Annotated in this window: 24 protein-coding genes and 1 tRNA gene; 11 read left to right on the forward strand and 14 right to left on the reverse strand. The window is 69.7% G+C overall.

All coding sequences use genetic code 11. The features are described from left to right. Positions 1-100 precede the first annotated feature (100 nt). The 4 genes from G569_RS0132675 to G569_RS0132690 are packed head-to-tail and all read left to right on the forward strand — an operon-like array spanning position 101 to position 2,421. The gene (locus G569_RS0132675) at positions 101-634 is read left to right on the forward strand and encodes an RNA polymerase sigma factor (protein WP_037500468.1); all 534 of its coding nucleotides are present in this window, start codon (positions 101-103) and stop codon (positions 632-634) included. Further along, positions 631-1,515 (forward strand): SecDF P1 head subdomain-containing protein, encoded by an 885-nt coding sequence (locus G569_RS0132680; protein ID WP_028066533.1) that lies wholly within the window; start codon positions 631-633, stop codon positions 1,513-1,515. The genes G569_RS0132675 and G569_RS0132680 overlap by 4 nt, the downstream gene beginning before the upstream one ends. A 49-nt stretch (positions 1,516-1,564) precedes the next feature. Continuing rightward, the gene (locus G569_RS0132685) at positions 1,565-1,813 is read left to right on the forward strand and encodes a hypothetical protein (RefSeq protein ID WP_028066534.1); all 249 of its coding nucleotides are present in this window, start codon (positions 1,565-1,567) and stop codon (positions 1,811-1,813) included. Next, positions 1,810-2,421: a hypothetical protein gene (locus G569_RS0132690; RefSeq protein WP_028066535.1), complete on the forward strand. Its 612-nt coding sequence runs from the start codon at positions 1,810-1,812 to the stop codon at positions 2,419-2,421. The genes G569_RS0132685 and G569_RS0132690 overlap by 4 nt, the downstream gene beginning before the upstream one ends. On the opposite strand, the gene G569_RS53530 is transcribed toward G569_RS0132690, so the two are convergent. The 3 genes from G569_RS53530 to G569_RS0132705 are packed head-to-tail and all read right to left on the reverse strand — an operon-like array spanning position 2,418 to position 6,944. Then, positions 2,418-3,452 carry a fatty acid desaturase gene (locus tag G569_RS53530; protein WP_053227321.1) on the reverse strand — a complete coding sequence of 345 codons (1,035 nt, stop codon included), beginning with the start codon at positions 3,450-3,452 and terminating at the stop codon, positions 2,418-2,420. The genes G569_RS0132690 and G569_RS53530 overlap by 4 nt on opposite strands. Before the next feature lie 33 nt (positions 3,453-3,485). Then, entirely contained in the window at positions 3,486-5,183 is a 1,698-nt protein-coding gene (locus tag G569_RS59480; protein ID WP_053227322.1) for a CHASE2 domain-containing protein, read from the reverse strand. Further along, on the reverse strand, positions 5,184-6,944 hold the full coding sequence (locus G569_RS0132705; protein WP_157592471.1) for a Vgb family protein: 1,761 nt from the start codon (positions 6,942-6,944) through the stop codon (positions 5,184-5,186). It lies immediately after the preceding gene. A 195-nt stretch (positions 6,945-7,139) separates the two neighbouring features. Here G569_RS0132705 and G569_RS0132710 point away from each other — a divergent pair, with 195 nt between their 5' ends. Further along, complete coding sequence (locus G569_RS0132710; RefSeq protein WP_037500469.1) at positions 7,140-7,904, forward strand: alpha/beta fold hydrolase; 765 nt, start codon at positions 7,140-7,142, stop codon at positions 7,902-7,904. Here G569_RS0132710 and G569_RS0132715 read toward each other — a convergent pair. From G569_RS0132715 to G569_RS0132740, 5 genes are all read right to left on the reverse strand, one after another. Next, positions 7,871-8,326, reverse strand: coding sequence for an ATP-binding protein (locus tag G569_RS0132715; protein ID WP_053227323.1), 456 nt, complete (start codon positions 8,324-8,326; stop codon positions 7,871-7,873). The two genes, G569_RS0132710 and G569_RS0132715, sit on opposite strands and share 34 nt — an antisense overlap. A 24-nt stretch (positions 8,327-8,350) precedes the next feature. After that, positions 8,351-8,803 (reverse strand): hypothetical protein, encoded by a 453-nt coding sequence (locus G569_RS0132720; RefSeq protein WP_157592472.1) that lies wholly within the window; start codon positions 8,801-8,803, stop codon positions 8,351-8,353. Positions 8,804-8,877: 74 nt separating this feature from the next. Then, entirely contained in the window at positions 8,878-9,270 is a 393-nt protein-coding gene (locus G569_RS0132725; protein WP_028066540.1) for a protease inhibitor I42 family protein, read from the reverse strand. Between the two features lie 340 nt (positions 9,271-9,610). Continuing rightward, a complete protein-coding gene (locus tag G569_RS0132735) occupies positions 9,611-10,312 on the reverse strand; it encodes an alanyl-tRNA editing protein (protein WP_028066541.1) in 702 nt (233 codons plus the stop codon). After that, positions 10,309-11,115: an SDR family oxidoreductase gene (locus tag G569_RS0132740; protein WP_053227324.1), complete on the reverse strand. Its 807-nt coding sequence runs from the start codon at positions 11,113-11,115 to the stop codon at positions 10,309-10,311. Before G569_RS0132740 ends, G569_RS0132735 begins: the two co-directional genes overlap by 4 nt. Positions 11,116-11,170: 55 nt before the next feature. Here G569_RS0132740 and G569_RS0132745 point away from each other — a divergent pair. From G569_RS0132745 to G569_RS0132765, 5 genes are all read left to right on the forward strand, one after another. After that, positions 11,171-11,244, forward strand: a tRNA-Met gene (locus G569_RS0132745). A 166-nt stretch (positions 11,245-11,410) separates the two neighbouring features. Beyond that, positions 11,411-12,571: a tyrosine-type recombinase/integrase gene (locus G569_RS0132750; protein ID WP_028066543.1), complete on the forward strand. Its 1,161-nt coding sequence runs from the start codon at positions 11,411-11,413 to the stop codon at positions 12,569-12,571. Between the two features lie 61 nt (positions 12,572-12,632). Further along, on the forward strand, positions 12,633-13,130 hold the full coding sequence (locus G569_RS0132755; RefSeq protein WP_028066544.1) for a hypothetical protein: 498 nt from the start codon (positions 12,633-12,635) through the stop codon (positions 13,128-13,130). Positions 13,131-13,201: 71 nt separating this feature from the next. Beyond that, positions 13,202-13,765, forward strand: coding sequence for a type IV toxin-antitoxin system AbiEi family antitoxin domain-containing protein (locus G569_RS0132760; RefSeq protein WP_037500472.1), 564 nt, complete (start codon positions 13,202-13,204; stop codon positions 13,763-13,765). A gap of 9 nt (positions 13,766-13,774) precedes the next feature. Then, the gene (locus G569_RS0132765; protein WP_028066546.1) at positions 13,775-14,629 is read left to right on the forward strand and encodes a nucleotidyl transferase AbiEii/AbiGii toxin family protein; all 855 of its coding nucleotides are present in this window, start codon (positions 13,775-13,777) and stop codon (positions 14,627-14,629) included. A gap of 19 nt (positions 14,630-14,648) precedes the next feature. Here the strand turns inward: G569_RS0132765 and G569_RS0132770 are convergent, their stop codons facing one another. From G569_RS0132770 to mobF, 4 genes are all read right to left on the reverse strand, one after another. Beyond that, a complete protein-coding gene (locus tag G569_RS0132770) occupies positions 14,649-15,038 on the reverse strand; it encodes a cupin domain-containing protein (protein ID WP_028066547.1) in 390 nt (129 codons plus the stop codon). Continuing rightward, positions 15,035-15,673: a hypothetical protein gene (locus G569_RS63235; RefSeq protein WP_157592474.1), complete on the reverse strand. Its 639-nt coding sequence runs from the start codon at positions 15,671-15,673 to the stop codon at positions 15,035-15,037. Before G569_RS63235 ends, G569_RS0132770 begins: the two co-directional genes overlap by 4 nt. A 72-nt stretch (positions 15,674-15,745) precedes the next feature. Continuing rightward, on the reverse strand, positions 15,746-15,985 hold the full coding sequence (locus tag G569_RS53540) for a hypothetical protein (protein WP_037500475.1): 240 nt from the start codon (positions 15,983-15,985) through the stop codon (positions 15,746-15,748). A 4-nt stretch (positions 15,986-15,989) separates the two neighbouring features. Beyond that, positions 15,990-18,848, reverse strand: a complete 2,859-nt coding sequence (gene mobF / locus G569_RS0132790) for a MobF family relaxase (protein WP_028066549.1) — start codon at positions 18,846-18,848, stop codon at positions 15,990-15,992. Positions 18,849-18,996: 148 nt separating this feature from the next. On the opposite strand from mobF, the gene G569_RS0132795 reads away from it, so the two are divergent. Beyond that, positions 18,997-19,803 (forward strand): hypothetical protein, encoded by an 807-nt coding sequence (locus G569_RS0132795; RefSeq protein ID WP_028066550.1) that lies wholly within the window; start codon positions 18,997-18,999, stop codon positions 19,801-19,803. A 322-nt stretch (positions 19,804-20,125) separates the two neighbouring features. On the opposite strand, the gene G569_RS0132800 is transcribed toward G569_RS0132795, so the two are convergent. Beyond that, entirely contained in the window at positions 20,126-21,142 is a 1,017-nt protein-coding gene (locus tag G569_RS0132800) for an IS110 family RNA-guided transposase (RefSeq protein ID WP_028066551.1), read from the reverse strand. Positions 21,143-21,258: 116 nt separating this feature from the next. Then, complete coding sequence (locus G569_RS0132805; RefSeq protein WP_028066552.1) at positions 21,259-22,326, reverse strand: IS110 family RNA-guided transposase; 1,068 nt, start codon at positions 22,324-22,326, stop codon at positions 21,259-21,261. Positions 22,327-22,417 lie beyond the last annotated feature (91 nt).

A 22,417-nucleotide genomic window follows, 5' to 3' on the forward strand; every position in this document is an offset into this window, starting at 1 on the left:
GGGACGAAGTGCTCCCTGAGTGATCGGCACGGAAGGTCTTCAAGTTGACCTTTCATTTATGGGTCACAATCGCGACTTCTCATCCGATGGTGGTCAGTACATGCGCGACACCGACGAAGCGCTCCTGCAGTCGGGGGACCTCGAGGATTTCGGGCGGTTCTACGACCGCTACGTCCGTTCGCTGCTGGCGTTCTTCCAGCGGCGGACCGGGAACCCGGAGGTCGCCGCGGACCTGACCGCGGAGACGTTCGCCGCGGCCCTGGTCGCCCGCAAGCGCTACCGACCGCAGAGCGCGGGCGCGGCGGCGTGGCTGTTCACGATCGCCCACCACAAGCTGAGCGACTACCGCCGCCGCGGGCGCGCCGAGGGCCGGATGCGCTCGCGCCTGGGGATGGAACCGGTCGCGGTGGCCGCCGAGGACGCCGAGCTGATCCGCTGGCTCGGTGACGAAGTGGCGGCCCAGATCATCGACGAGCTGCCGGTCGAGCAGCGCGAGGCGGTCCGCGCCCATGTGCTCGAGGACCGGGACTACGCGGAGATCGCGCGCGCCGAGCGGGTCCCCGAGGCGACCGTGCGCAAGCGGGTCAGCCGCGGCCTGCGCCTGCTGCGAAACCGAGTCGGAGGAACCCTGTGAGCAGCGACTACATCCCCCGCCTGCGGGCGGAGCTCCTCCGCGCGGGTGCGCGCGGGCGGACGCGCCGCCGCGTCTCGGTGGCGCTGCGTCCGGTGGTCGCCGTCGGCGCGATCGCCGCGCTGGTCGCGGCCTTGCTGATCTTCCTGCCGGGCCCGGCGAGCGACGAGCGGCCGGCGGACAGCGGCACGACGGTCCGGCTCGGCTATCTCGTCTCGCCGGCGGAGGCCGATCACGCGGCGGTGATCCTCAGGGAGCGGCTCGAGGCCGCCGGCATCCGTCCGGCCCAGGTCATCCCGGCCGGCGGGCGCATCGACGTCGTCGTGCCGGCGACGGCCCGCGACGCGCTGCCCGCACTGGTCCAGCCGGGGCGGCTGGCGATCTACGACTGGGAGGCGAGCGTGATCGGCGGGACCGATCCCGTCTCGTCGTCGGCGGCCCACGCCCGGGCGGCGTCGGCTTCGGTTGGACTCGCGGTGCGCACCGAGACCGACAGCGAGAAGTGGTTCGCGCTGGCCGGCCGTCCGCCGATCGGGAACGCGGACGTCGCGGGCGCCCACGTCGCCACCGACCCGACGACCGGCGACCCCGTCGTCATCGTGTCACTGACCGCGGAGGGGCGGCGCACGTTCGGCGTGATCACCCGCAAGCTCGCCCAGCGCGGCGCCGACCAGGCTCTGGGCGGCGACCCGCTCGAGACCAGCCAGCACCTCGCGATCGCGGTCGACGACCGGATCGCGGCGCTCCCCTACGTCAACTGGCGCGTCAACCCGGACGGGATCGACGGCGCCGCGGGTGTGCAGCTCCCGGCCCCTGAGTCGGCTCGCCTGCTGGCCGCGATGCTCAGCGCCGGCCCGCTCCCCGAGCTCACGCCTGACCCATAGGTCCAGGAATCGGTTGCGTTGCGCGTGACCTGAGTGAGAGAGTCGCGCCGTGAGCGATCACGGTGCGGCGATCGAGGCCGCGCTCAAGGAGCAGCTCGAGCCGCTGGCGGAGAAGGTCGCTGCCCAGTTCGTCCTGAAGACCGCCGAGAGGGAACGGCCGGCGGGGATGCTCAAGACCGCCGGCGAAGCGGTCGGCCTGATCGCGGGCGTCGTCGCCCTCGGGTACGTGCTCGGTGGGATCGTGATCGCGCTACGACTCCTTTCGCCGGCTACGAGGCCGAGCAGGCGTTCCCGGTGATCGGAGCGGTGCCGCGCGAGGTCATCATCTCCCTCGGCTTCCTCGAAGTCCTCGGTAGCGCCGCGCTCGCGGGGATCGTCGTCGCCTTGATCGCCGAGCTCTTCGGTCTGCCGTCGGCTCGACCGGATCGACGTCCGATGTCACAGACCCCCGACGTCCGCAACTGGCTGATCGCGGCCAGTTGCCTGGTGACGGTGGTGTTGATCGCGGTCCCCGCGTTCGCGAACGGGTTCGAGTGGCGCTTGCTGTGGCAGGCCGTCGCGCTGCCGCTCACCATCCTGCTGCTCCTCGTCGGCTGGGAGCGTCTGCGTGCAGCAGGCGGCGCGCGCGGAGTCCGCGTCGTCTTCGTGTGGGTCGTCTTCACGGCCGTCGCCGTCCCGAACACGATGATGAGCGCCGCGCTTCTGCGGTTTCAGGACGTCCGGCTCTGCGTCGACGGCTACGAAGCGCCGTTGAACGGCAAGCAGATCGCGGTGACGCCGGACATCGCCGTAGTCACGGGATTGGACATCGGGCCGCCTCGGGCGATCGTCACGTTCCCCGGCGATGCGGTGAAGCGCGTCGACAGCGGCGGACTCGACGCCGCCACGACCTGTCCGGCGCCCTAGCGGGGCACGGCGCGCGGAGCCGCCAGCGCGGTCACCGTGTGCGCGCGGCGCGGGAAGCGCACGAGCCGCCCGTTCGACTCGTCCCAGAGCTTGAGCCGAAGCGCGGCGAACCCTGCGCGCACCGTGACCACCGGGGTGACGGCGAACATCGGGTGCGACTCGTGCGCGGCGCGCAGGCGGTAGTTGGGGATCTTCGCGCTGAGGTGGTGGACGTGGTGGTAGTTGGCGTTGCCGACCGCCCACGCGAGCGGGCGCGGCAGCTTCAGGAACGAGCTGCCCCGCAGCGCCGCGAGCTCGAACCGCCACTCGCCGCCGGACTGGAAGTAGGTGTCCTCGTATTGGTGCTGGATGTAGAGCATCCAGGCGGCGATCGCGCCGCCGGCGACGAGCGTCGTGCCCTGGATGAGGAGGAACGCCGGCCACCCGGCGAGCGTGCCGAGCCCGACCACCCACGCGACGAGCGCGACGTTCGTGGCGATGACGCTGCCGAGGATCGGGCGGGTCATGCCACGCTGTGGGAACCGGCGCTCGAACAGGAACACGAGGCTCGGGCCGACCAGCAGGAGCAGCAGCGGATTGCGGTACAGGCGGTAGCCGAGCCGCTTGAGCCGCGACGCCCGGCGGTACTCGCTCAGCGTCATCGTGTAGATCTCGCCCGGCCCGCGCTGGTCGAGGTTGCCCGTGTTCGCGTGGTGGAGGCTGTGCTGGCGCTGCCACCACCGGTAGGGCGTGAACAGCATGAAGCCGAGGACGTGTCCCCACCGCGCGTTGGCGTCGCGCGAGGCGAACATCGAGTTGTGGGTCAGGTCGTGGAAGAAGCTGTACATCCGCACCAGGAACACGGTCGCGACCAGGCCGAGGCCGATCGCGAGCCCGGCCCGCGGTCGCACCAGCGCGGCCACGGCCCAGACGCCGAGGTAGGGCACCAGCACGCCGACGAGCTGGCCGAGGCTGCGCGCGCGGTCAGGGCGCAGATAGGGAGCGAGGTCCTGCTTCCATTGCTTTCGCGGGGGGATGTCTACGTGGGTCACGACAGCTCATTGCGTGCTGTCGTGTCACGTGGATCACCGCGAGGCGGGGACCGCGTCGGCGCCGGCGCCGGTGCGGCGGCGGATGACGGTCAGCAGCGCGTCGGCGACCGCGGGGTCGAAGTGCGTACCGCGCAGCCGCTCGATCTCCGCGCACGCGCGCTCGACGCTCCACGCCGGCTTGTAGGGACGCTCGTGGGTGAGGGCGTCGAAGACGTCGCACACGGCCGCGATCCGGCCTTCGAGCGGGATCTGCTCGCCGGCCAGGCCGTGCGGGTAGCCGGTGCCGTCCCAGCGCTCGTGGTGGGTGTCGACGATCGTCTCGGCCACCTGGAGCACCGGTGACGGGGAGCCTTCGAGCAGCAGCGCGCCCTCGACGACGTGCCGGCGCATGGTCTTCATCTCGTTCGCGGTGAGGCTGCCGGGCTTGCGCAGGATGTCATCGGGCACGCCGATCTTGCCGACGTCGTGCAGGACCGCCGCGTAGCGGATGATCTCGGCGCGGGTGGAGGGGAGACCGAGCTCGAGCGCGACCTCGCCGCACATGCGGCTCATGCGGTCGATGTGCTCGCCGGTGTCGTCGTCGTGCAGCTCGGCGGCGCGCGCCAGCCGCACCACCACTTCGAGCTGCGTCTCGGCGAGGTCCTTCGTGCGGGCGTGGACCGCCGCTTCCAGCTCCGCGCTGTAGCGGGTGACGCGCGCGCGGGCGGAGCGTTCCGACACCGCTCGGGCGAGCAGCGAGGTGGCGAGCGCGAACGCGAGCGTGACGAGTGGCACCGCGACCGTCACGACGACGTCGCTGTCGAACGCGAGCTGCGCGCCGACCGCGTACACCGCGCCCGCCAGCACGGCGACGACGCTGCCGCGGACCGGGCCGAACGCCTGGACGCTGAGCGGCGCGACGAGGCCGAGCGTGACGGCGATCAGGAACGCCACCCAGTCGGGGATCTCCTTCAGCGGGTTGCCGTGCAGGGCGGTCCAGATCGCGTTCGCCTGGATCTCGGCCCCGGGCATCTGGCGCTCGCCGGGCGCGGAGGTGGGGTGGACGTCCTGCAGCGCCGGCGCCGTCGCGCCCACGACGACGATCTGGTTGCGCAGCTTCGCGTCGTCGACCCGTTTGTTCAGGACGTCCGCGAAGGAGTATGTCGGGATCGTGCCGGTCGGGCCGCGGAAGTCGATCAGCGCGGTGTCGGGCTCCATCGGCTTGCCGAAGAGCGCCGCGATGGTCGCGAGGTGGGTGTCCTCGCGGGCATAGCGGCGGATCGAGCCGCCCGGGTCCGTCGGGAACGTGCTGGCCGCCGCCCGGGCGCCGGCGTCGGCCAGGTTCTCGTCGCCGCCGAGGACGCGGGTGTGGCCGTTGTCATCGACCTCGCCGGTCGCCAGGATCACGTCCTTGGCCCGGTCGACGGCGTCGTAGAGCGCGAGATCGTCGTCCTGGTTCTCGGATGGCTCGGTGAACTGGACGTCGTAGACGATCCGGCGCACGCCCGCCTGGCGCAGCCGGTCGACCATCCGCGCGTGCAGCGTGCGCGGGAACGGCCACTGCTCGTCGAGCTCCGAGAACGAGCGCTCGTCGATCCCCACGACCGCCACCCCGGACACGGGTTGCGTGCCGCGGATCCCGAAGCGCGCGTCGAGCGTCGTCAGCTCCGCCCGCTTCAGCGCCGGCGTCAAAGCGGCGACGAGGACGATCAGCGCGACCAGCGCGGCGGTGACCTTGGCCAGCCGAACCATCTACGGACGCGGTGAGAACAGTCGTTGACCGGCGTGAAGGAGCGTCGAGCGCCCGCCGCGGCGAGGCCACACCGACACGGCGCCCTGACGCACGTAGATCGTGGTGCCGGCGCAGGTGTCCTCGGTCCGCCACTCGGTGCCGCGGACCGTCGCGACGCTGCCGTTGCCGCGGGTGCGGAAGGAGCCGCCGCTGTCCTTGCCCCAGAGCGAGCGCTTCTTCTTCTTTTTGGGCTTGGCCGAAGTGGTCGCCCGTTCGGATGCGGTGCACTGCAGCGGGCCGGCGAGCGCCATCTCGGTCATGCCGGTGGACGTCTGGGCGACCGTGAACTTGCCCCCGTTGAAGGTCGCGGTCTGCGCCTTTCCGTCCACCTGCGATGCCACACGGACCTTGCCGTCGGTGGTGTCGAGCAGGACGCCGAGCGGGAGCGTCACGGAGCCTGTGATCGCGGTGTAGGTGGTCTCCGGCGGGACGCGGTAGCTGACCTCACCGCTCACGACCGCGACCTCGACGCTCTTGCCCTCGACGGGCCCGGGCGTGGACGTGGGGGTCACGGTCGGGGTGGGCGTGGGGCTCACGGTGGCGACCGGTGTGGCGGTCGCGGTCGGCTCCGGCTCGGACACGACGATCGTCAGCGGGCGCGAGGACGTGCTCCCCGCGGTGTTGGTCGCCGTGACCCGCGCGACGTGCTCCCCTGGAGCAAGATCGGGGAGCGGCAGCCGGATGGTGGCGGTGGCATCGATCTGCGTGCGTGCGACCTCGAACCAGCTGCCGTCGGGGCGGCGCAGCTCGGCCTTGACCGTCGTCGTGAGGCCGTTGGGCTTGATGCGGGCGGAGACGGCGCCGTCGTCCTGCGCGATGTCGCCGACCGCGGGCGGGACCGTGATCTTGACCAGGTACGGGTCGCGATCCAGCGCCGCCCACAAGCGCCCGTCGGGGCCGGCGGCGAGCGCGATCGCGCGGGCGGCCGGGGCGAGCGGCACGGTCGTCGGGTCCTCTCCGGCGACGATCCGCACGACGCCACCCTGGATTCCCGCCCACATCGCGCCGTCGGGACCGACCGCGAGCGCCGAGGTCGGTGACCCGATCTCGTGTGTGGTGGGACCGTCGAGCCGGCGGACCGCGCTGCCCTGGGCGTACCAGAGGTCCGTCGAGTCGGACGCCAGCGCGGTGAGCGCGGCGCCGCCGATCGTGCGGTAGCTCAACATGCCCGACGGGGTGATGCGGCCGAGCCGGTCCGCCTCCATGAACCACAGCGCGCCGTCCGGTCCCGCGGTGAGCTGGCGCGGCTCGGTCTGGCCCTGCAGGGTGCGCGTCATCTCGTTGCGCGGGTCGGGCGTGAAGCGCGTGATCGCGTCCGGCTGGAGTGGTCCGGCGTCCACCGTCATCCACAGCGCCCCGTCCGGCCCGCTCGCGAGCGCCGTCGGCCGGCCGTACGTGAGCGAGAAGCCCGCGAACGGGCTGAAGACGTTGAGCCGCGCGAACGACTGCGGTCCGCCCGACGTGACGAACCAGAGCGCGCCGCCGTGGCTGACGATGTGCGACGGGTGCCGGTTGACCGGGAACCCGCCGATCCCGCCGACGCCCTGCTGGGTCACCTCACCCGCCGGCGTGATCCGGAGGATGCGACCCGGATTCGCTTCGACCGACACCCACATCGCGGAGTCGGGACCCGCGACGACCGCGTCCGGCGGATCGGTCAGTCCGGCGACCGGCTCGACCCGCTGCTGCGCACCGGCGGTCGCCGGAGACAGACACGCCATCGCGACGACGATGGCGGTGATTCGCGTCCGCCCGGTCACACGCTTTTCCGGCGCGACTCGAATCAGCGAACATCCCTGCGTCCATGGGGCTTTCAACGGACGCTCACCGTATCCGAACCCCTCTGATCGCTGGGGTTCTCTGGCCAAATGTCGGGTGCCATGTCACGTTCGCCGCAGCCGCTCCGTCCAGGCGTGATGAACGAGAACGAACCGCTGGTGCTGCTGCACGGACTCGGCATGTCGGCGCGCGTCTGGGCGCCCGTGCGGCGCGTCTTGGAGTACCCGACCGTGGCGCCGACGTTGCTCGGCCACCGCGGCGGGCGAGTTCCTGCTCGCGCTCCGGTCCGGGTGTCCGACGTGGTCGACGACGTCGAGGCGAGGCTCGACGACCTCGGCGTGGAGCGCGCGCACATCGTGGGTAACTCGCTGGGCGGGTGGGTGGCGATCGAGCTGGCCCGCCGCGGGCGGGCGCGGTCGGTCTGCGCGTTCTCACCCGCCGGCTGTTGGACCGCCGGGACCGAAGGGCAGACCGTGGGCGTCGCCCGCATCCGCCGGCTGATTACGTTGACGCGGCTCGGTCAGTCGCTACCGCTGATGCACTTCGCGGCGGTCCGGCGGCTCGCGTTGCGCGATGTCGCCGTGCGCGGCGATCGGCTGAGCGCGTCGGAGGCGCGCGAGGGCGGGCGCGATCTGTTGTCGTGCACGATCGCCGAGGATGTGTTGACGACGCCGGACGAGCTGCAACCGCTCGACCCGCTGCCCTGCCCGATCACGCTCGCGTGGTCACGCGAGGACCGGATCACACCGTTGACGTCCAACGGCGCGGTTGCTCGTTCGCGGCTCCCGAGGGCGTCGTGGGTCGAGCTTCCCGGGTGCGGGCATGTGCCGATGATCGACGACCCGGAGCGGGTGGCGGCGACGATCCGTCACGCCATGCGCGCGACCGCCTCGAGGACCTGATCGGCGACGCGTTGAACCGGCACGCTCGTCGCGACGACCAGGTCCGCCGAGCGGCGCAGGAGCGGCTCGATCTCGTCGAGGTCCGCGAGGACCTGCGTGAGCTCCGGATCGGTGCGCCCGTACGTGTTCTGCGTGCGCGTGTCGAGCCGCGCGACCAGTGCGTCGGTCGGCGTCGTCAGCAGCACCCGGTAATCGAACGGGAGTGTCGCCTGCTCCTCGGAGCAGCCGGCGAAGAACAGCAGCTCCGGTCCGGTCTCGAGCAGGGCGGCGACCGCCGCGGCCCGCCACCCCCAGCGCCCGTTCCCGCGAGGCTCGCTGAACCCGTGATCGTCCGCGTCATACGCCGCGTAGCCGCGCCGCCGCAGCTCCGCGACCAGCGTGCTCTTGCCCGTGCCCGACATCCCCGTGATCAGCACCCGCACACGCCGAAGCGTATGCGGGAGGGGTCATGGTGCCGGTGTGGGCTGCGCCCCCGCGTTCTTGAGCTTCTCGAGGCGCTGCTTCACCTGATCCTTCGCCGAGGCGAGCTTGCCCTTCAACCCGTCGATCGCCGCCTGGGCGTTGCTCTGGGCGTCCTGCCCGGCCTGTTGGAGCTGATCGCTGGCGTTGTTGACGTCCTGCGTGATCTGGTCGAGCTGGTTGGAAAGGTCGCTCGCGGCGTCGTTGGCTTCCTTCGCCTGCTGCTGCGCCTGCGCGGTCTGGTCCTTCTGGTCGCTCAGGTCGGAGTTCAGCCCGACCGCCCAGATCGCGAATCCCGCGGCGACGAGGAGCATGACCAGGCACGCCGCGATCCACCCGTACGGGCGCTTGTGCGGTGGGGTGGGCTGTTGTGGCGTCGCGCCGCCGCCGAACCGCCCGGCCGGTTCCATGCCCGTGGACTGCTCAGAGGGCTGGCTCATGCGTTGGAGCCTAATCCCGGCGCGGTGGCGGTCACCCGTGCGTGCCGGTGTTCCGTCCGGGTGCTCGCACCCGGTCAGCGCACGCGGATCGTGACCCGGAACGTCTTGGACGACTTCTTCTTCCCAGGCCCGAAGTACTCGAGCCGGAGCTTGGTCTGGCCGTCGGCCTTGCCGGCGTAGCGGAAGACCCGTGTGTACCCGCCGCCCACACACGTCGGGTCGCCTGGCTTCGGCGTCGGGCAGTCGGGGTTCTTCGTGATCGCCGGACGCGTCGTCAGGACCTTGGGATCCGGCTTGGCGGTCGTCCGCCAACTGAACCCGCACGATCCACATTCCTTGAGGTCGACGCGGAGCTCTTGGCTCTTGGCGATCGTGATCGTCTTGCCGTTGTCGGCACTGGTGAGCGTCTTGGTCGCAGGCCCCGCGTTCGCGAGGCTGAGCGCGACAAGGAAGGCGGCGGCGAGCATGGCGCGACACTACACAGTTGAAGGGCGACAGAGCAGAAGGCCGCGGACGCGCAGGCCGCCGCCGACGACGCGCGCAACGACCACGCAGGCGCCGCCGACGTGAGCGATGAAGCACCCACGGAGGACGTGGGGGAGAGCAGGGGGTCCGGCTGCATCAACGTTCCCAACGTCGTGGACCACGGTGCGCCAGCGGCCCAAGGCCGGCACGTGCGTCAGTGAGGACACCGAGATCACCCTCTACGCCGTCAAGGACGACGAACGCTAGATCCGCCCGTCGGCCAGGGGGGTGCGTAGCACGAGCGTCCGCCACGGACGTTCTCGATACACAACCCCCCAGTGATCAGGTAGCGGAGAGAGCGATCTCGATGCGCTTGTTCGCGCGGCCCTTCGACTTCGTCTTCGTGACCTTGATGCGACCGATCTCCTTGGTCGTCGCGACGTGGGTGCCGCTGCAGGCCTGGCGGTCGAGTTCATGGATCCGGACGGTCCGGACCGGGTCTTCCTCGGGCGGGATCGCGCGTCCCCGATAGACCGCCGGGTCCGCGTCGGCCTCCGCGCGGGGAAGGAAGATGGTCGTGATCGGCAGGTCGCGCTCGACGTACTCGTTGACCCGCTGCTCGATGTGCTCGCCCAAGGCTTGCGACATCGACGCGAGCTGGAGGTCGACGCGGCCTTTGCCCGGTTCCATGTGCGCCCCGGTGACCCGCGCCTGATAGTCGATCCACGCGACCGCGTTGACCAGGTGGAGCGCCATGTGGGTGCGCATCAGCAGGTGTCGGCGCTCCCAGTCGAGCGTCCCGGTGATGCGGGTGAGTGGGGGAGGGGGCGGCGCGTCCACGACATGCCACACGCGGCCGGTTTGGTCCTTGAAGACGTCGGTGACGCGGGCGTCGCCGATGACGCCCTGGTCCGGTGGCTGGCCGCCACCGCCGGGGTAGAAGGCGGTCCTGTCGAGCGCGATCGCGTTGTCGTCTGCGGCGACGACGATCGCCTCGAAGCTGCGCAGATACGCGTCCTGGAGGTAGAGCAGCTCGGTCGTCATTCCGTCAGTGCGACGGATCGCTCCCACAGCGCGCTCGCGAGCGCGTCGTCCTGTGCTTGCGCGCTCGGCTTCGCCGGCTCGAGCTTCTCGAAGTACTGGCCTCTGGCATCGATCGGGTCGAGCGCGAGGTGCACGAGCGGCGCCGCCCCCTTCTCCGGCGAGCCGAAGAACGGTCCCGCGATCGTGATCGAGATCCGCGACAGCGCCCCGTCGTTCTTCCCGAACCCCGTGCGGATGACGCCGGGATGGAAGCAGTTCGCCGTGAGCTCCGGATGCCGTCGCTGCAACTCGCGGGTGAAGAGGATGTTGCACAGCTTGCTGTTCCCGTACGCCCTCCACGGCCGGAACCGCGTGTGCTCGAACATGAGGTCGTCGAGGTCCAGGTCCGCTCGCCCGTGGGCGTCGGAGGACGTCGTCACCACCCGGCCGCTCGCGAGTCGTTCGATCAACAGGTTGGTGAGCAGGAACGGCGCGAGGTGGTTGAGCGCGAACGTCTGCTCATACCCGTCGTTGGTGAGGTGCTTGGAATCGAACTTCGCTCCGGCGTTGTTGGCCAGCACGTCGATCCGCGGGTACTCGGCCTTCAGCTCGTCCGCCAGCTTGCGCACCTCGCCCATCTGCGCGAGGTCGGCGGTGTGACCGTTGATCGTGGCTTCGGTTGTTGCGGCGCGCCGGGCCTCGTCGACGACCTCTTGCACACGGGCGGGGTCGCGTCCGACCAACGCCAGATCCGCCCCCCGCTCGGCGAGCGCAACGGCCGCGGCCTGCCCAATCCCGCGCGTCGCCCCGGTCAACACCACCATCGGCACGCCCCGCAAGCTACCGGGTCCACGGCCTCGCTAGACTGCGCGCCTCCCCGCCGGAGTAGCTCAGTCGGTTAGAGCAGCGGAATCATAATCCGCGTGTCGGGGGTTCGAGTCCCTCCTCCGGCATCACCGTTTCTCGCCGTTTTCGGCTCTATTGCAGGACTTTCTCGCGGTTCTCGTTCGCGGCTCCAACCTCGACGGACCCCAGCGAAACCCCTCGTTTGTGTCCCCTGTGTCCCCTGGGCGTGTCCCCCAGAGGGGCCGACTTTGCGGGCTGAGCGCTAAGCCGATCATGGCCAACTGGCGCAAGACCCGAACCCCGAGCGTGTACGTGTCGCACGCCTCGGACTGCCCCGCCAACGCCGAACCTCGGGGCCGCTGCCGCTGCAACCCGTCGTACCGTGGCCGCCGCCGGCATCCGGTCACGGGCAAGCCCGAATGGCAGAAGCCGGTCGTCAAGAGTCGAGCTGAGGTCCTCAGCTGGCTCGCCACCGCCAAGGTCGGCGCCGAGCATCTCCGTGAGGTCGCCGCCCGAGGCCCACTCTTCTTGGAGCTCGCCGACCAATGGCTCGATGGCGTAGAGCGAGGCCGGATCGGTCGCCGGCGTGGTCGCGGCAAGCCGTACGCCGAGACGACGATCCTCGCGATGAGCCGGTCGTTGAAGTACCACGTCCTCCCGGAGTTCGGCCCGCGATACGCCTCGGAGATTACCGAGCTCGACTGGCAAGCCTGGATCGACGTCCTCGCCCGCCGCGGGCTCGCGCGCTCCACGATCGCGAAGCACATCTCAGTGGCGTCCGACATCTACGCGTGGGCCGCCGCGCCGTCCCGCCGCCTGGTCCCGCGCAATCCATTGCGCCTCGTCGAGCTCCCGCCCAACGACGAGAAGCTGCGTCTCCGAGTCGCGCTCGCGCCCGAGGCTGCGGCGCTCCTCGCCGCTCTCGAGCCAATCGACCGTCTCCCGTACGCGATCGCGTTCTACGCGGGCCTCCGCCGAGGCGAGATCTCCCGCCTCGAATGGCCCGACGTCCTCGACGGCGACCGCATCGCCACGCGGATCACCGTCCGCCGCTCCAAAAGCGAGGCCGGCACGGGCCGGCGCCCACCGATCGCGGACAACCTCCGGACCATCCTTCTCGAAGCGTGGGACCGCCAGGGCAAGCCACATGAAGGGAAGGTTGTCGACCGCTCGGTCATGTCGGGCAAGATCGCGAGGCAGGCCGAGAAGGCCTGGGACCGCGCGGGTTTGAACCGGATCACGCTCCACGAGTGCCGCCACACCTACGCCTCGCTCCTGATGGCGGCGGGCTACACCATCAAGGAGTTGATGGAGTTCATGGGCCACGCTGACCTGCAGATGGTCAACCGCTACGTGAAGCTCCTCCCGCAGCCAGGCGAGGACGACGCAGCCGACAGACTGAATGACTACCTCCGACGCTCCGAATCCGCCTGACCTCCCCTCGCGACGAGGCGAGACCTGGAACGACACAGAGGCGATCGCGTCCCATCGAGCCATGACCCCTTCGCAGCGGCTCACGCTCGCGATCGAGGTCAGCCGCGCCGCGCTGATGTTCGCTCGCGCCGGCGGAGTCGTCGACGTGCCGTCGACCTTCGAGCCGGCCGCTCTCTTCGCAGCGCTCGACTCGGCTGGCGTCGGTTACGTGATCATCGGTGGCCTGGCTGGGGCCGCGCACGGCGTCGTCCGAGCGAGCGCGGACATCGACCTCGTCGTGCAGCCGGGCCCCACGTCCCTCGCCGCTCTCTCGTCTCTCGGCATCCGCGCGGATCAAATGATCCGAACTCGATGGGGAGACGTCCACGTCCATGACGATCTGTCGTTCCTCCAGCTCCGCGAGAACGCTCTCGTCGTCTCATTCGGCGACACGGATGCCATGATCTGCTCGCTGACTGACTTCCGCTCGATGAAGGTCTCTCGCGGCCGTCCGCGTGACCTGATCGACGTCGCCGAGCTTGACGAGCTACATGCGACCACAGAAGATCGGTCAAAATGACCGATCTTGTGTTCGCGCACCCGCGACTGGCACTCGCACAAGATCGGTCAAAATGTCCTATTCTGTGCAGCATGCCGGGCAAGGCCTACAACGCGCTGATGGACGTGGCCGTGGACCAGTACGGGTTCGTCACGGCCGCCGATGCTGCTGCGGTTGGCGTGGTCACGGACCGCCTGCGCAAGATGGCTGAGCGCGGAACTCTGGAACGGGTCGCGTACGGGCTCTATCGCGTGCCGGCGGTCGTCTCGACCGGACTCGACAACTACATGGAAGCGACTCTGTGGCCTCGCGGTGGCGGGGTGCTGAGCCACGACACGGCACTCGACCTGCTCGAACTCTGCGACGTCAATCCGCCCAAGATTCACGTCACCGTGCGCAAGGACCTACGGATCACGCGCGCCATCCCGGCCGCGTACCGGCTCCACCACCGCGATCTCGACGAACGCGACATCACTCGCTACGACGGGATCCCGATCGTCACCCCGGAGCGCGCGATCCGCGACGGCATCGAGCGGCACCTCGGCGCGCATCTCATCAGGCAGGCGATCACGACCGCCCGCGCACGCGGAGCGATCACGAAGGCCCAAGAGGCGGAGCTCAAGCGCCTCGCTCGCCTCGGCGACCGGGCCGCGTAGAAGCGACACGTGCCCGCCGACCGCGGCAAGCCGCCCCACAACGTCCACGTACTACAGCGCTGGGTGGGCGAGCACGCCGACGCGACGGGCGTCGCGCCGCAGCGCGTGCGCCGTTGGATCTCGTTCATGACCGTCGCCGCCGTGCTCGACCGCATCCGCGACGAGGACGACCCCGTCTTCGCGCTCAAAGGCGGGGTGTCAATGGAGTTGCGCTTCGGGCTCGACGCCCGCGCGACCACGGACTACGACGCCGCCTACCGTGAGCCCGGCGGGGACATGGTCGCGCGGCTGGACGAGGCACTCACCGAGCCATACGGCGACTTCACGCTCAGCCGCACCGAGATCAAGCCGATCGGCAACACGGGCGCCATCCAACTCGACTTGAAGCTCAGCTACCGCGGACGCCGGTGGGCGACGGTCATATTGGAGGTGGCTCCGACCGAGGGCGACTCGGGCCAGGAACTCGACCACGTGCCGGGAATCCCGCTGGGCGCATTTGGGTTGCCGGGGCCTGAGGAGGTCGCCTGCGTCGCGGTCCGCTACCAGATCGCCCAGAAGCTCCATGCGTGCACGCAGATCTTCGCCACCGGCCGGCAGAACGACCGCGTCCGCGATCTCGTCGACGTGCTCATGCTCCAAGGCCGGATCGACGACATGGCGAGCGTCCGAGACGCATGCGTCGAGATCTTCTCGCTCCGCGCGAAGCACGCGTGGCCGCCGACGGTGACGATCTTCGAGGACTGGCCCGACCGATACGCGGGACTGGCCGCCGACCTCGACTTCGAACCGTCGAACGTCAACGACGCAGCCGCCGCCGTCCAGGCGCTGATCGACGCGATCGACGCGGCCGACGGATCAACCTAGAGCCGTCCACACGAGCGGATCAGACCGCGGGGTCGAGCAACTCCGCCGTCGCGTCCTCCGGCGGATAGCCGTAGGCGTAGACGACGAGGTCGACATCGCCGTGGTTCGCGCTCTGCAGCGGCGTCCCGGCCGGCACGTTCACGACCCCACCGGTCGGCACGTCCACGCGCTCAGGCGGCTCGCCGAGGTAGATCGACAGCTCGCCGGCGAGCACGACGAACGTCTCCTCCTGGATCGGGTGCCGATGCCGCTTGCCCTTCGCTCCAGGCTCGTAGCGCCAGACGTTCCCGCGCACGTGCGAAGAGCCGATCGCGTCGCTCAGCTCGGCGACGTGCCGGGCCGGCTCACCGGGTTGGTGGGGGCGCGTGATCCACTCGAACTCGTCGGGCCGAATGGCGCGGAAGGTCATACAACGAGCCTAGGCGGCTCGGGCTCCGCGAGGTGGGTAAGCATCGACGACGCTGAAGTCTGCCGGGCGGTGCGAGACGAATCTCGATGGCTGGCGAGCACCGCGCGCAGACCCAAGAGGTACACGCGATCCTCGCTCCACGGCGAGTGCTCAGCCAGCGCCAGGAGATCCTCGACAAGTGGCACGTGAAGCGCGCGGGATTCATCGCCTTCCAGCGGCACAGGCCGCGCACGAGCGCGCAGCGCGTCGGCCTCTGCGGCGACGCGGAGGGTGAGAACACCATCGCCCACCCGCCAGCGCTCGCGGCGCGGTTGATCGTTCGGAGACGCCTCAACGCCATCCGGCCATGCGCCGGAGTCCAGAAGGCGCTTGAACGCGGCTTCGGCGTCCTCCGGCGTGACCAGTACGTCGACGCGGCCGTTACCGGGTCGCTGGGGCCCACCCCGCAATGCTGCCGCGACCGGTCCGACAAGCACGCAGTTCACCCGGAGATCAGCGATGGTCTCCAACGCTTGTCGGCAGGCAGGCCCGCGGTGGTCGAGCAGCGATCTGAGTCGGTCCACGGGGTCCAGCTCGACCTGATCCCCGGCGAGCGCGAGCATCTCGGGGTCGGGCTCGATGTCGGTGGAACCCACACTCGTACTGTGACGCACGGGTCACCCTCTCTCGCGGTTCGTCGGTGGCGATAGCCGAGTCGGCTCGGGAGATCACCCAACCAGCCGAGGCCGAACAGGCTCGACGAGGTACCGCGCGTTTCGCTGTGCCCACCGCTCGAGCTCGATCGGCGGAACCAGGATCAGCTGCCCGGACGGAATCAACTTGATCTCGGCCTGCACGAACCGCTCGAAGTGGCTCAGGCTCATGCCGATCGAGAGCGCCGATTCCTCGCGCGTGTATGCGTACCGGCGCACCGGCTCGATGGGTCGCTGCGGCATCTTCTTCGGCATGTGATCAGAGCTCCCGTTCACGTTGTCGTCCAAGTACTCGCTGCGTCGCTCGCTCAGCCATGGCCTCGTAGCAGCGCTTCACCGTGTCTTCGCGCTCGACCTCGAACGGCCGCGCGCCGTGCGCCTGCTCGGCACGGGCCCGCCGTGCGTCCACGACCACCCTCGCGGCCGCCGACTCGCGCGAACGAGCTGCCTCCAGGCGCCGACGGCGCCCGGGCAGCCAGAGGCGGCCGCGTTCCTCGAGCGCACGCCGCTCACGCGTCGCCGCGGCGAGTTCGTGCTCGCCCTCGCGCGAGGCAGGTGTGCCGGAGTCGATCGCCAATATCTGCGCTTGGCTCGCCTCCAGCGAGCGCCTGAGACGCCCCATGGCACCGGCACTCGCCTGGTCGATAGGCGCGAACTCGGCACGTCCGTCGTCTTCGCGCTCGGCGACGTAGAGCCGATTCGACTCGCGTCCGCGGCTGAGCGCCACGTACGCCCACTCGTTCCCGATCCCGCCACTCGCCATCACGAGCGAGTGATCCACCGTGAGCCCCTGCGCGACGTGCCCGGTGATGGCATAGCCGTGCAGCAGCGTCGGGTCGCCGTCCCTCGTAGTTCCCGTTAGGAACTCCCGGTCGAGCCGCACCCGACGCCCGTCGACCTCCACAACGAGCGCGACCACTTCCGGATCGGCCTCGACGACGAGACCACGCTGCCCATTGCTGACACCGAGCCGCAAGTCGTTCCGTTTCACCACAACCCGGTCCCCAACCCCGAACGAGCCGCCGGCCAGCTCGACCTCGGGCACATTGACCGCGCCACGGGCACGAAGCTCTGCCCGCGCGCGTTCGTTCAGATCGGCGACATCGGCCCGCAGACGAGCGATCATCACGCTTCGGTCGCTGTCACCGATAGCGAGCCAATCCGAGACGAGGCGTCCACGAGCGTCATCGCCCGTCGGCTCGACGACGACGCGCTGATGTTGGACATACAGCTCCAGAGCTTCGTCGGCCCGACCCTCCCGGAGGTGATCCAGTGCCACTCGCTCCCAGCGGTTGACCTGCCGCACGTTCTCGGTCAACTCGATCGCTAGCCCTCGCTGCACGAGCCCGCGGAACGCACCGCCGGCACCGATTTCCGGCAGCTGCCGATGGTCACCGATCAAAACGACCTTGCCCTCAACATGTTCGACCTGGTCGACGAGCTCCGCGAGCTCCCGAGTCGGGACCATCCCGGCCTCATCGACGACAAGTACGCATCGGCGAGGCAAACCCGCCCCACCTCCGCGACGGAGATCGGCGAGCAACGCCGCGACGCTCGTGCTCTCTATCCCCGCGCCGGTCTGCAGCTCGTTCGCGGCACGCCGAGCTGTCGCAACGCCAAGGACCGGATAACCCGCGGCCTGCCAGGCCTCTCGCGCAGCCCCAAGCGCGAACGTCTTGCCCGCGCCGGCCTTCCCAGCGACGACGGCGACACCATCGCCGCCGAAGCACAGAGTCTCAACCATCAGCCGCTGTTCATCGGACAACGTCGGCCTCGACGCGATCGCCCGCTCGACGTCGCGATCGTCGGCCACGCCGACGTCACCGCCGCGACGGGACGCCACGCGATCGATGAACCGCTGCTCGAGCGCGAGCTGCTCGGGTGTGGAGTAGCGCATCCGCTCGACTGCGATTGGCATCACGCGTCCATCGCGCCGCCGAAACACTTCACGCGGGTCGCGCATGTCGTCATCGGGCACGATCGCCACGGCCCGCGTCTTCAGAAAGCACTTCGCGGCGTGCTCGAGCTCGCTGGCCTCTACCCGACTCCCGGCCGGCAATGCCTCGCAAAGCGCCTGGATGACGTCGTCGCCCGAGAACGTCGCCGATCGACTCGTGATGCCAGTCGACCGCGCCAGCTCGTCGAGCGCCTTCGCCCAGCGCGACTCGTCGACATCACCGCCACGGACACGCGCGACGAGCAGCGCGATCTCGCGTTCACCGAACCCAAGCTCCGCGGCTCGCGCCCTCCACTCGGCAACGAGCTCGCCGGCGTCGACCTTCGACTTGACAGCCCGGGTCGCCAATGCGGCGGCCTCCGCAGCACGAGCCCCAGTCTTTCCGCGCTCTTCCATCGCGGCATCAATCTCAGCCCGGCGCCGACTGAACGCCTTCATCACCGCACGCGGCACACCAACGACCTCGGCGATCCCCTTCCGCACCGGGCTCCACTCGACGCCGAGCGTTCGTGTTAGCTCACCGCGGAGAGCAGCCTGGTAGACGAAGCTCGCCGTCCGCGCGTGTCCGTACAGCCGCCGACCATCAAGCGCCGACCACCGACCATCGAGTCCTCGGCCGAGGTTCGCTACAAGCACGTGCGTATGCAGCTGTGGATCGCCGGCCCGTGACGTTCGGTGGCGAAACGCCGCAGCGATCAGCCCGGGTGCCTCCTCGACGATGACACCGCCATGTCCGCGTCGTACGGCCGCCGCGTGTCTGTCCAGATACCCGACTGCTTGCAGCACCGCGATGTCATGGGCGGTGCGTACGCGCTCACTGAGACTGGGGTCGCCGACCCCAAAAAGCACGCTGACGCTCTTCGGCGCCGAGAACGTGAGATCGAATCCGGCGACGCTCGCACGACTCGACGAGCTCCGCAACTCACGGCCGTCCTCAGGGTGCGACCCGGCGAGCACTCGCCGTAGCGCGTCAGCTCCGACGTTGTCGCGAAGCCCGAGTTCGTGTCCCGCCGACCCGATCCAACGTCCACGCGCCTCATGCGGGCCGAGGTAGTAGTCCTCGACGCCGCCCCCGACACTCTGCACGACGTCGACCCGCGCCTCTGCCTGGTCGAGGTAGTACTTGGCCTGCCCGGCCGCAAGCTTTCCGATAGAGAGCACTACTTGCCAAGCCGCCGAGAGACCGCCGCGGGCAATATTTCGAGCGAACGTGGCGCCTTGGCGCTCTCCTTGACTAGCGATACGCCGTCCGCCTCCCGGTGCCATCATCGACTTCGCAGTCAACGGCTGTACCGATTAGGGTCAAACGATGGACACCGGGCTCGCTGTTGCGATCATCGCTGGGGCGGTCGCCCTGGCGAGTGCCGGGATCTCTTGGAGAACCCAGCTCGCCGTAACCGATCGCAAGGCGCTGCGCGACCGGGAGCTTAAGGACGCGGATCGCCAATCTGAGGCCGCGGTCGTCCTAGACCGATATCGCGGACCGCTGCTCGATGCCGCTTGGCTCCTTGGCGATCGCATCGACAACATTCGTAACCGAGGGTTCCTCGGCTACGTCGGCGGCGGCGATCGCGCCCAGGACGCCCGGCTCAGCACGCTGTCCCGGATCGGTATCTATCTCGGCTGGCGGGAGTACCTACGACTCCAAGTCCAGCTGATGCGTTTCGAGAGCGATGCAGAAACGCGCCTGGTCGCTGGCTTCCTCGGTGACATCGCATGGGCCCTCGCGACGGACAAGGTGGATGAGGGGCGGGCGATGCTGTGGGCCGATGAACAGCGCGGCATCGGCGAGCTGATGCTTCACGATCCGTCTGCTGGTTCGCCAGGGGTGCGCGGCTATGCCTCTTTCTGTCGCGACTACGACGAGATCTTCGCTCCGTGGATGGAGCGCCTTGCGACGGATCTGTTCTCGCCACGCGCGGTGCGAAGCGATCGGCTCCGCCTGTTGCAGTGGGCGCTGTACGGCCTGGTTCGCCGTTTGGATACGGCCGGCGCGTACGGGGGCACGTGGCTGGATCGCACACAAGCCGAAATCTCCCGTCTCCGGACTGACGAGCGAGCCACCCGGACCGAGATCCAACTGCGCCAGCATCTGGCCTTGTTGAGAAATGGCTGAGCGTCAGAGCTACGTGTGCAACGCGCCATGGCACCCCGGTTCCTCCTTATCTGTGCTCGTCTTCAGCGTCAACCCGTTCGTGGCGGCGGCGCGTGGGCGAGGTTGGCGGTGCGGGTCGGGTGCGCGCGGACGCCCAGCCTTATCTCGGTCCGCGATCCCGGGTGGCTTCGGGTCGGCGACATGATGGGTGATGGGGTGTTCCGTGACGCGGTGCGGCCGCTCGGTCTATGAAGGCCGTCCACCCGGGGGTGGCGGCAGGAGCATGCCGGGAGCCGGCCGCGGTGCATCGGCGTAAGTGCGGGCTGCGCGCGCGGACCGGGGGTCATGCGGGCTGCAGGGCCTCCTCGCCGAGTTCGCGTAGCGTGTGGTAGCTGCGCTTGAGGAGCTTGCGTGCGACGGCCAGGCAGGCGCGGTTGCCGCCGAGGCGCTCGGCCGCTTGCTGGTAGTAGTCGTGGTCGGGTGAGCTGGTCCGGCGCGCGCATTGCGCGGCCTCGAAGAGTGCCCAGCGCAGCGCCGGCGGTCCCTGGCGGGAGAGGTGGCCTGGGGCGCGGCGGGCGTCGGATTGGTGGACGGTGATGTCCAGGCCGGCGTAGCGAACGGCCTCGCGCGAGGACGAGAAGCGGCGCGTGTCGCCGAGCTCGGCGAGGATCGTGATCGACGTCAGCGGCCCGATGCCATAGTGGCGCATCAGCGCCCGACAGCCAGCTTGGCGGCGCGCGTACTCGCGCAGCTCCCGGTCAAGCGGGGCGAGTTGGGTGTCGTGCGCGTCGATCATCGCGAGCGCGATCGTGATCTGCTCGCGCGCCGTCGTCGGCAGCTCGAGCTGCGCCAGCCACTCGCGCGACGCTTCGGTCATCAGCCAGCTGCGCGATGGGACGCCATGGTGATAGAGCACCGCCTGCATGCGCTGCTGCCACTCGCGGCGCACGTCGACGAGCGTGTGCCGCAGCCGCACCCGGGCGCGGAGATCGAGCAGGTGCGCGGGCGGGATCCACGACTCCGGTAGCCGGCCGACCATCAGCAACTCGCGCAGGTGCCGCGCGTCGGCGCGATCGCTCTTGGCGCGCTTCTTGGTTCCACGTCGCGCCGCGGTCTCCGCCGGCTCGGCGAGATGCACGCGTGCGCCAGTCGCTTGGAGCTCTTCGACAACGAACCGCCACCCCGTTGTCGCCTCCAACGCGACCTCGAGCTGCTGGCCGTGAAAGCGCCCTGCGAACCGCCGCACCCCCACGCGGTCGGCCGGAGCGATCCGCGCGCGCGAGACCTCGCCCGACGCGGTGTCCAGCCAGTCCGCGGTGATCTGCGCTCGGTGTTGGTCGAGTCCCATTACGATCGTCACACGGGGCCTCCTCACGCTCCACGGTCTCAAACGCCTGCACGGACCCCGGTCCGCGCTTGAGCTGAGGAGGTCCCTACACGTCCGCCAGGACAGACCCGCGGCCCGGCACATGCCATCTATGTCAAGCAAGGAGCGTTGATCGTGGCCTTGATGTTGATGTCAGGGCGATCGGTATCGACGCGAAGGAGCTGGTACACGCGGCGGATGAGGAGGCGTTTGAAGGCGCGTAGGGCCTCTTTGATGGTCTTGCCTTGGCTGCGGCGGCGAGCGAGGTACTCGCGAGCGGGCGCGTAGATGCGCGCCTGGGTGACCGCGATGATGTGCAGCGCGTGGTTGAGCTGGCGATTGCCGGTGCGGTTGAGGCGATGGCGTTGCTGGCGGCCTGAGGACGCGTCCAGCGGCGCGACGCCGGCGTAGAGCGCGAGCTGCGCTTCGGTGCGGAAGCGGTGCACGTTGGCGACCTCGGCGACGATGCGGGCGGCGACCAACGTGCCGCAGCCGGTCAACTCCAGCAGCGTTGGAGCGTGTCGGCGGACCAGCAGCGCCAGCTCGGCTCGGAGATCGTCGATGCGAGTCGTCAGGCCGCGGATCTGCGCCAGCAGATCCCGAGCGATCCGGACCGCCGCTGTGCGCTCGCGCCGAGCCAGGCGCCGCTCAAGCGACCGAACGGTGCCGAGATTGCTCAGTGTCCGCGATGCCGGTTCAAGATCGGGATCGAGGTCGTGCAGCAGCCAACGCAGTCGCTTGCTGTGGCGCGTGCGCTCGCTCACCAGGCGTGATCTGTAGTTGACCAACAACGCGATCTCACGCTCCGGGCCCGCGAGAAATGCTCGCGGCAGGTCGGGCTCACGGATCGCCGCGCGCGCCACTGCCAACGCGTCAATCGGATCGCTCTTGCCGCGCGTGCGGGCGCCCTTGCGCGCGTTGGCCATCAAGCTCGGCGGCACCCGCAACACGGTTTCGCCCGCCGCCAGCAGGAAGCGTTCCAGCCCACCGGAGACATGCCGGCAGTCCTCGATCGCCCACACGCGTTCGGCGCCGTGGTCGACCGCGAAGCTCAGCAGCCGCCGAAAGCCGCGCTCGTCGGCCTCTGCGGCCACATCACCCAGCGAGCGGGCCGAGACCTCCTCCACCGCCGCGGCCGTGTGGGTGCGCTTGTGCGCGTCGACGCCGATGACGATCACGCCATCCCTCCTGATCGGTGCTCGCAGAACGCGGACCGCCGGCGGACAGCACTTCGTCAAGGCCCAAAGCCAGGCTCCTATCAGGTCACGC

Origin of the sequence: Solirubrobacter soli DSM 22325 (assembly GCF_000423665.1) — a bacterium.
Classification (GTDB): domain Bacteria; phylum Actinomycetota; class Thermoleophilia; order Solirubrobacterales; family Solirubrobacteraceae; genus Solirubrobacter; species Solirubrobacter soli.

Coding starts and splice junctions, on each gene's coding strand:
- G569_RS0132720 (WP_157592472.1), bottom strand. CDS start 8,803: ATGAGCCAGCCCTCTGAGCAGTCCACGGGCATGGAACCGGCCGGGCGG.
- G569_RS53540 (WP_037500475.1), bottom strand. CDS start 15,985: ATGCCGAAGAAGATGCCGCAGCGACCCATCGAGCCGGTGCGCCGGTAC.
- G569_RS0132750 (WP_028066543.1), top strand. CDS start 11,411: ATGGCCAACTGGCGCAAGACCCGAACCCCGAGCGTGTACGTGTCGCAC.
- G569_RS59480 (WP_053227322.1), bottom strand. CDS start 5,183: ATGGTTCGGCTGGCCAAGGTCACCGCCGCGCTGGTCGCGCTGATCGTC.
- G569_RS0132740 (WP_053227324.1), bottom strand. CDS start 11,115: ATGGTGGTGTTGACCGGGGCGACGCGCGGGATTGGGCAGGCCGCGGCC.
- G569_RS0132725 (WP_028066540.1), bottom strand. CDS start 9,270: ATGCTCGCCGCCGCCTTCCTTGTCGCGCTCAGCCTCGCGAACGCGGGG.
- G569_RS0132795 (WP_028066550.1), top strand. CDS start 18,997: ATGGACACCGGGCTCGCTGTTGCGATCATCGCTGGGGCGGTCGCCCTG.
- G569_RS0132675 (WP_037500468.1), top strand. CDS start 101: ATGCGCGACACCGACGAAGCGCTCCTGCAGTCGGGGGACCTCGAGGAT.
- G569_RS0132755 (WP_028066544.1), top strand. CDS start 12,633: ATGACCCCTTCGCAGCGGCTCACGCTCGCGATCGAGGTCAGCCGCGCC.
- G569_RS0132705 (WP_157592471.1), bottom strand. CDS start 6,944: ATGGCGTGTCTGTCTCCGGCGACCGCCGGTGCGCAGCAGCGGGTCGAG.
- G569_RS0132710 (WP_037500469.1), top strand. CDS start 7,140: ATGAACGAGAACGAACCGCTGGTGCTGCTGCACGGACTCGGCATGTCG.
- G569_RS0132735 (WP_028066541.1), bottom strand. CDS start 10,312: ATGACGACCGAGCTGCTCTACCTCCAGGACGCGTATCTGCGCAGCTTC.
- G569_RS0132760 (WP_037500472.1), top strand. CDS start 13,202: ATGCCGGGCAAGGCCTACAACGCGCTGATGGACGTGGCCGTGGACCAG.
- G569_RS0132770 (WP_028066547.1), bottom strand. CDS start 15,038: ATGACCTTCCGCGCCATTCGGCCCGACGAGTTCGAGTGGATCACGCGC.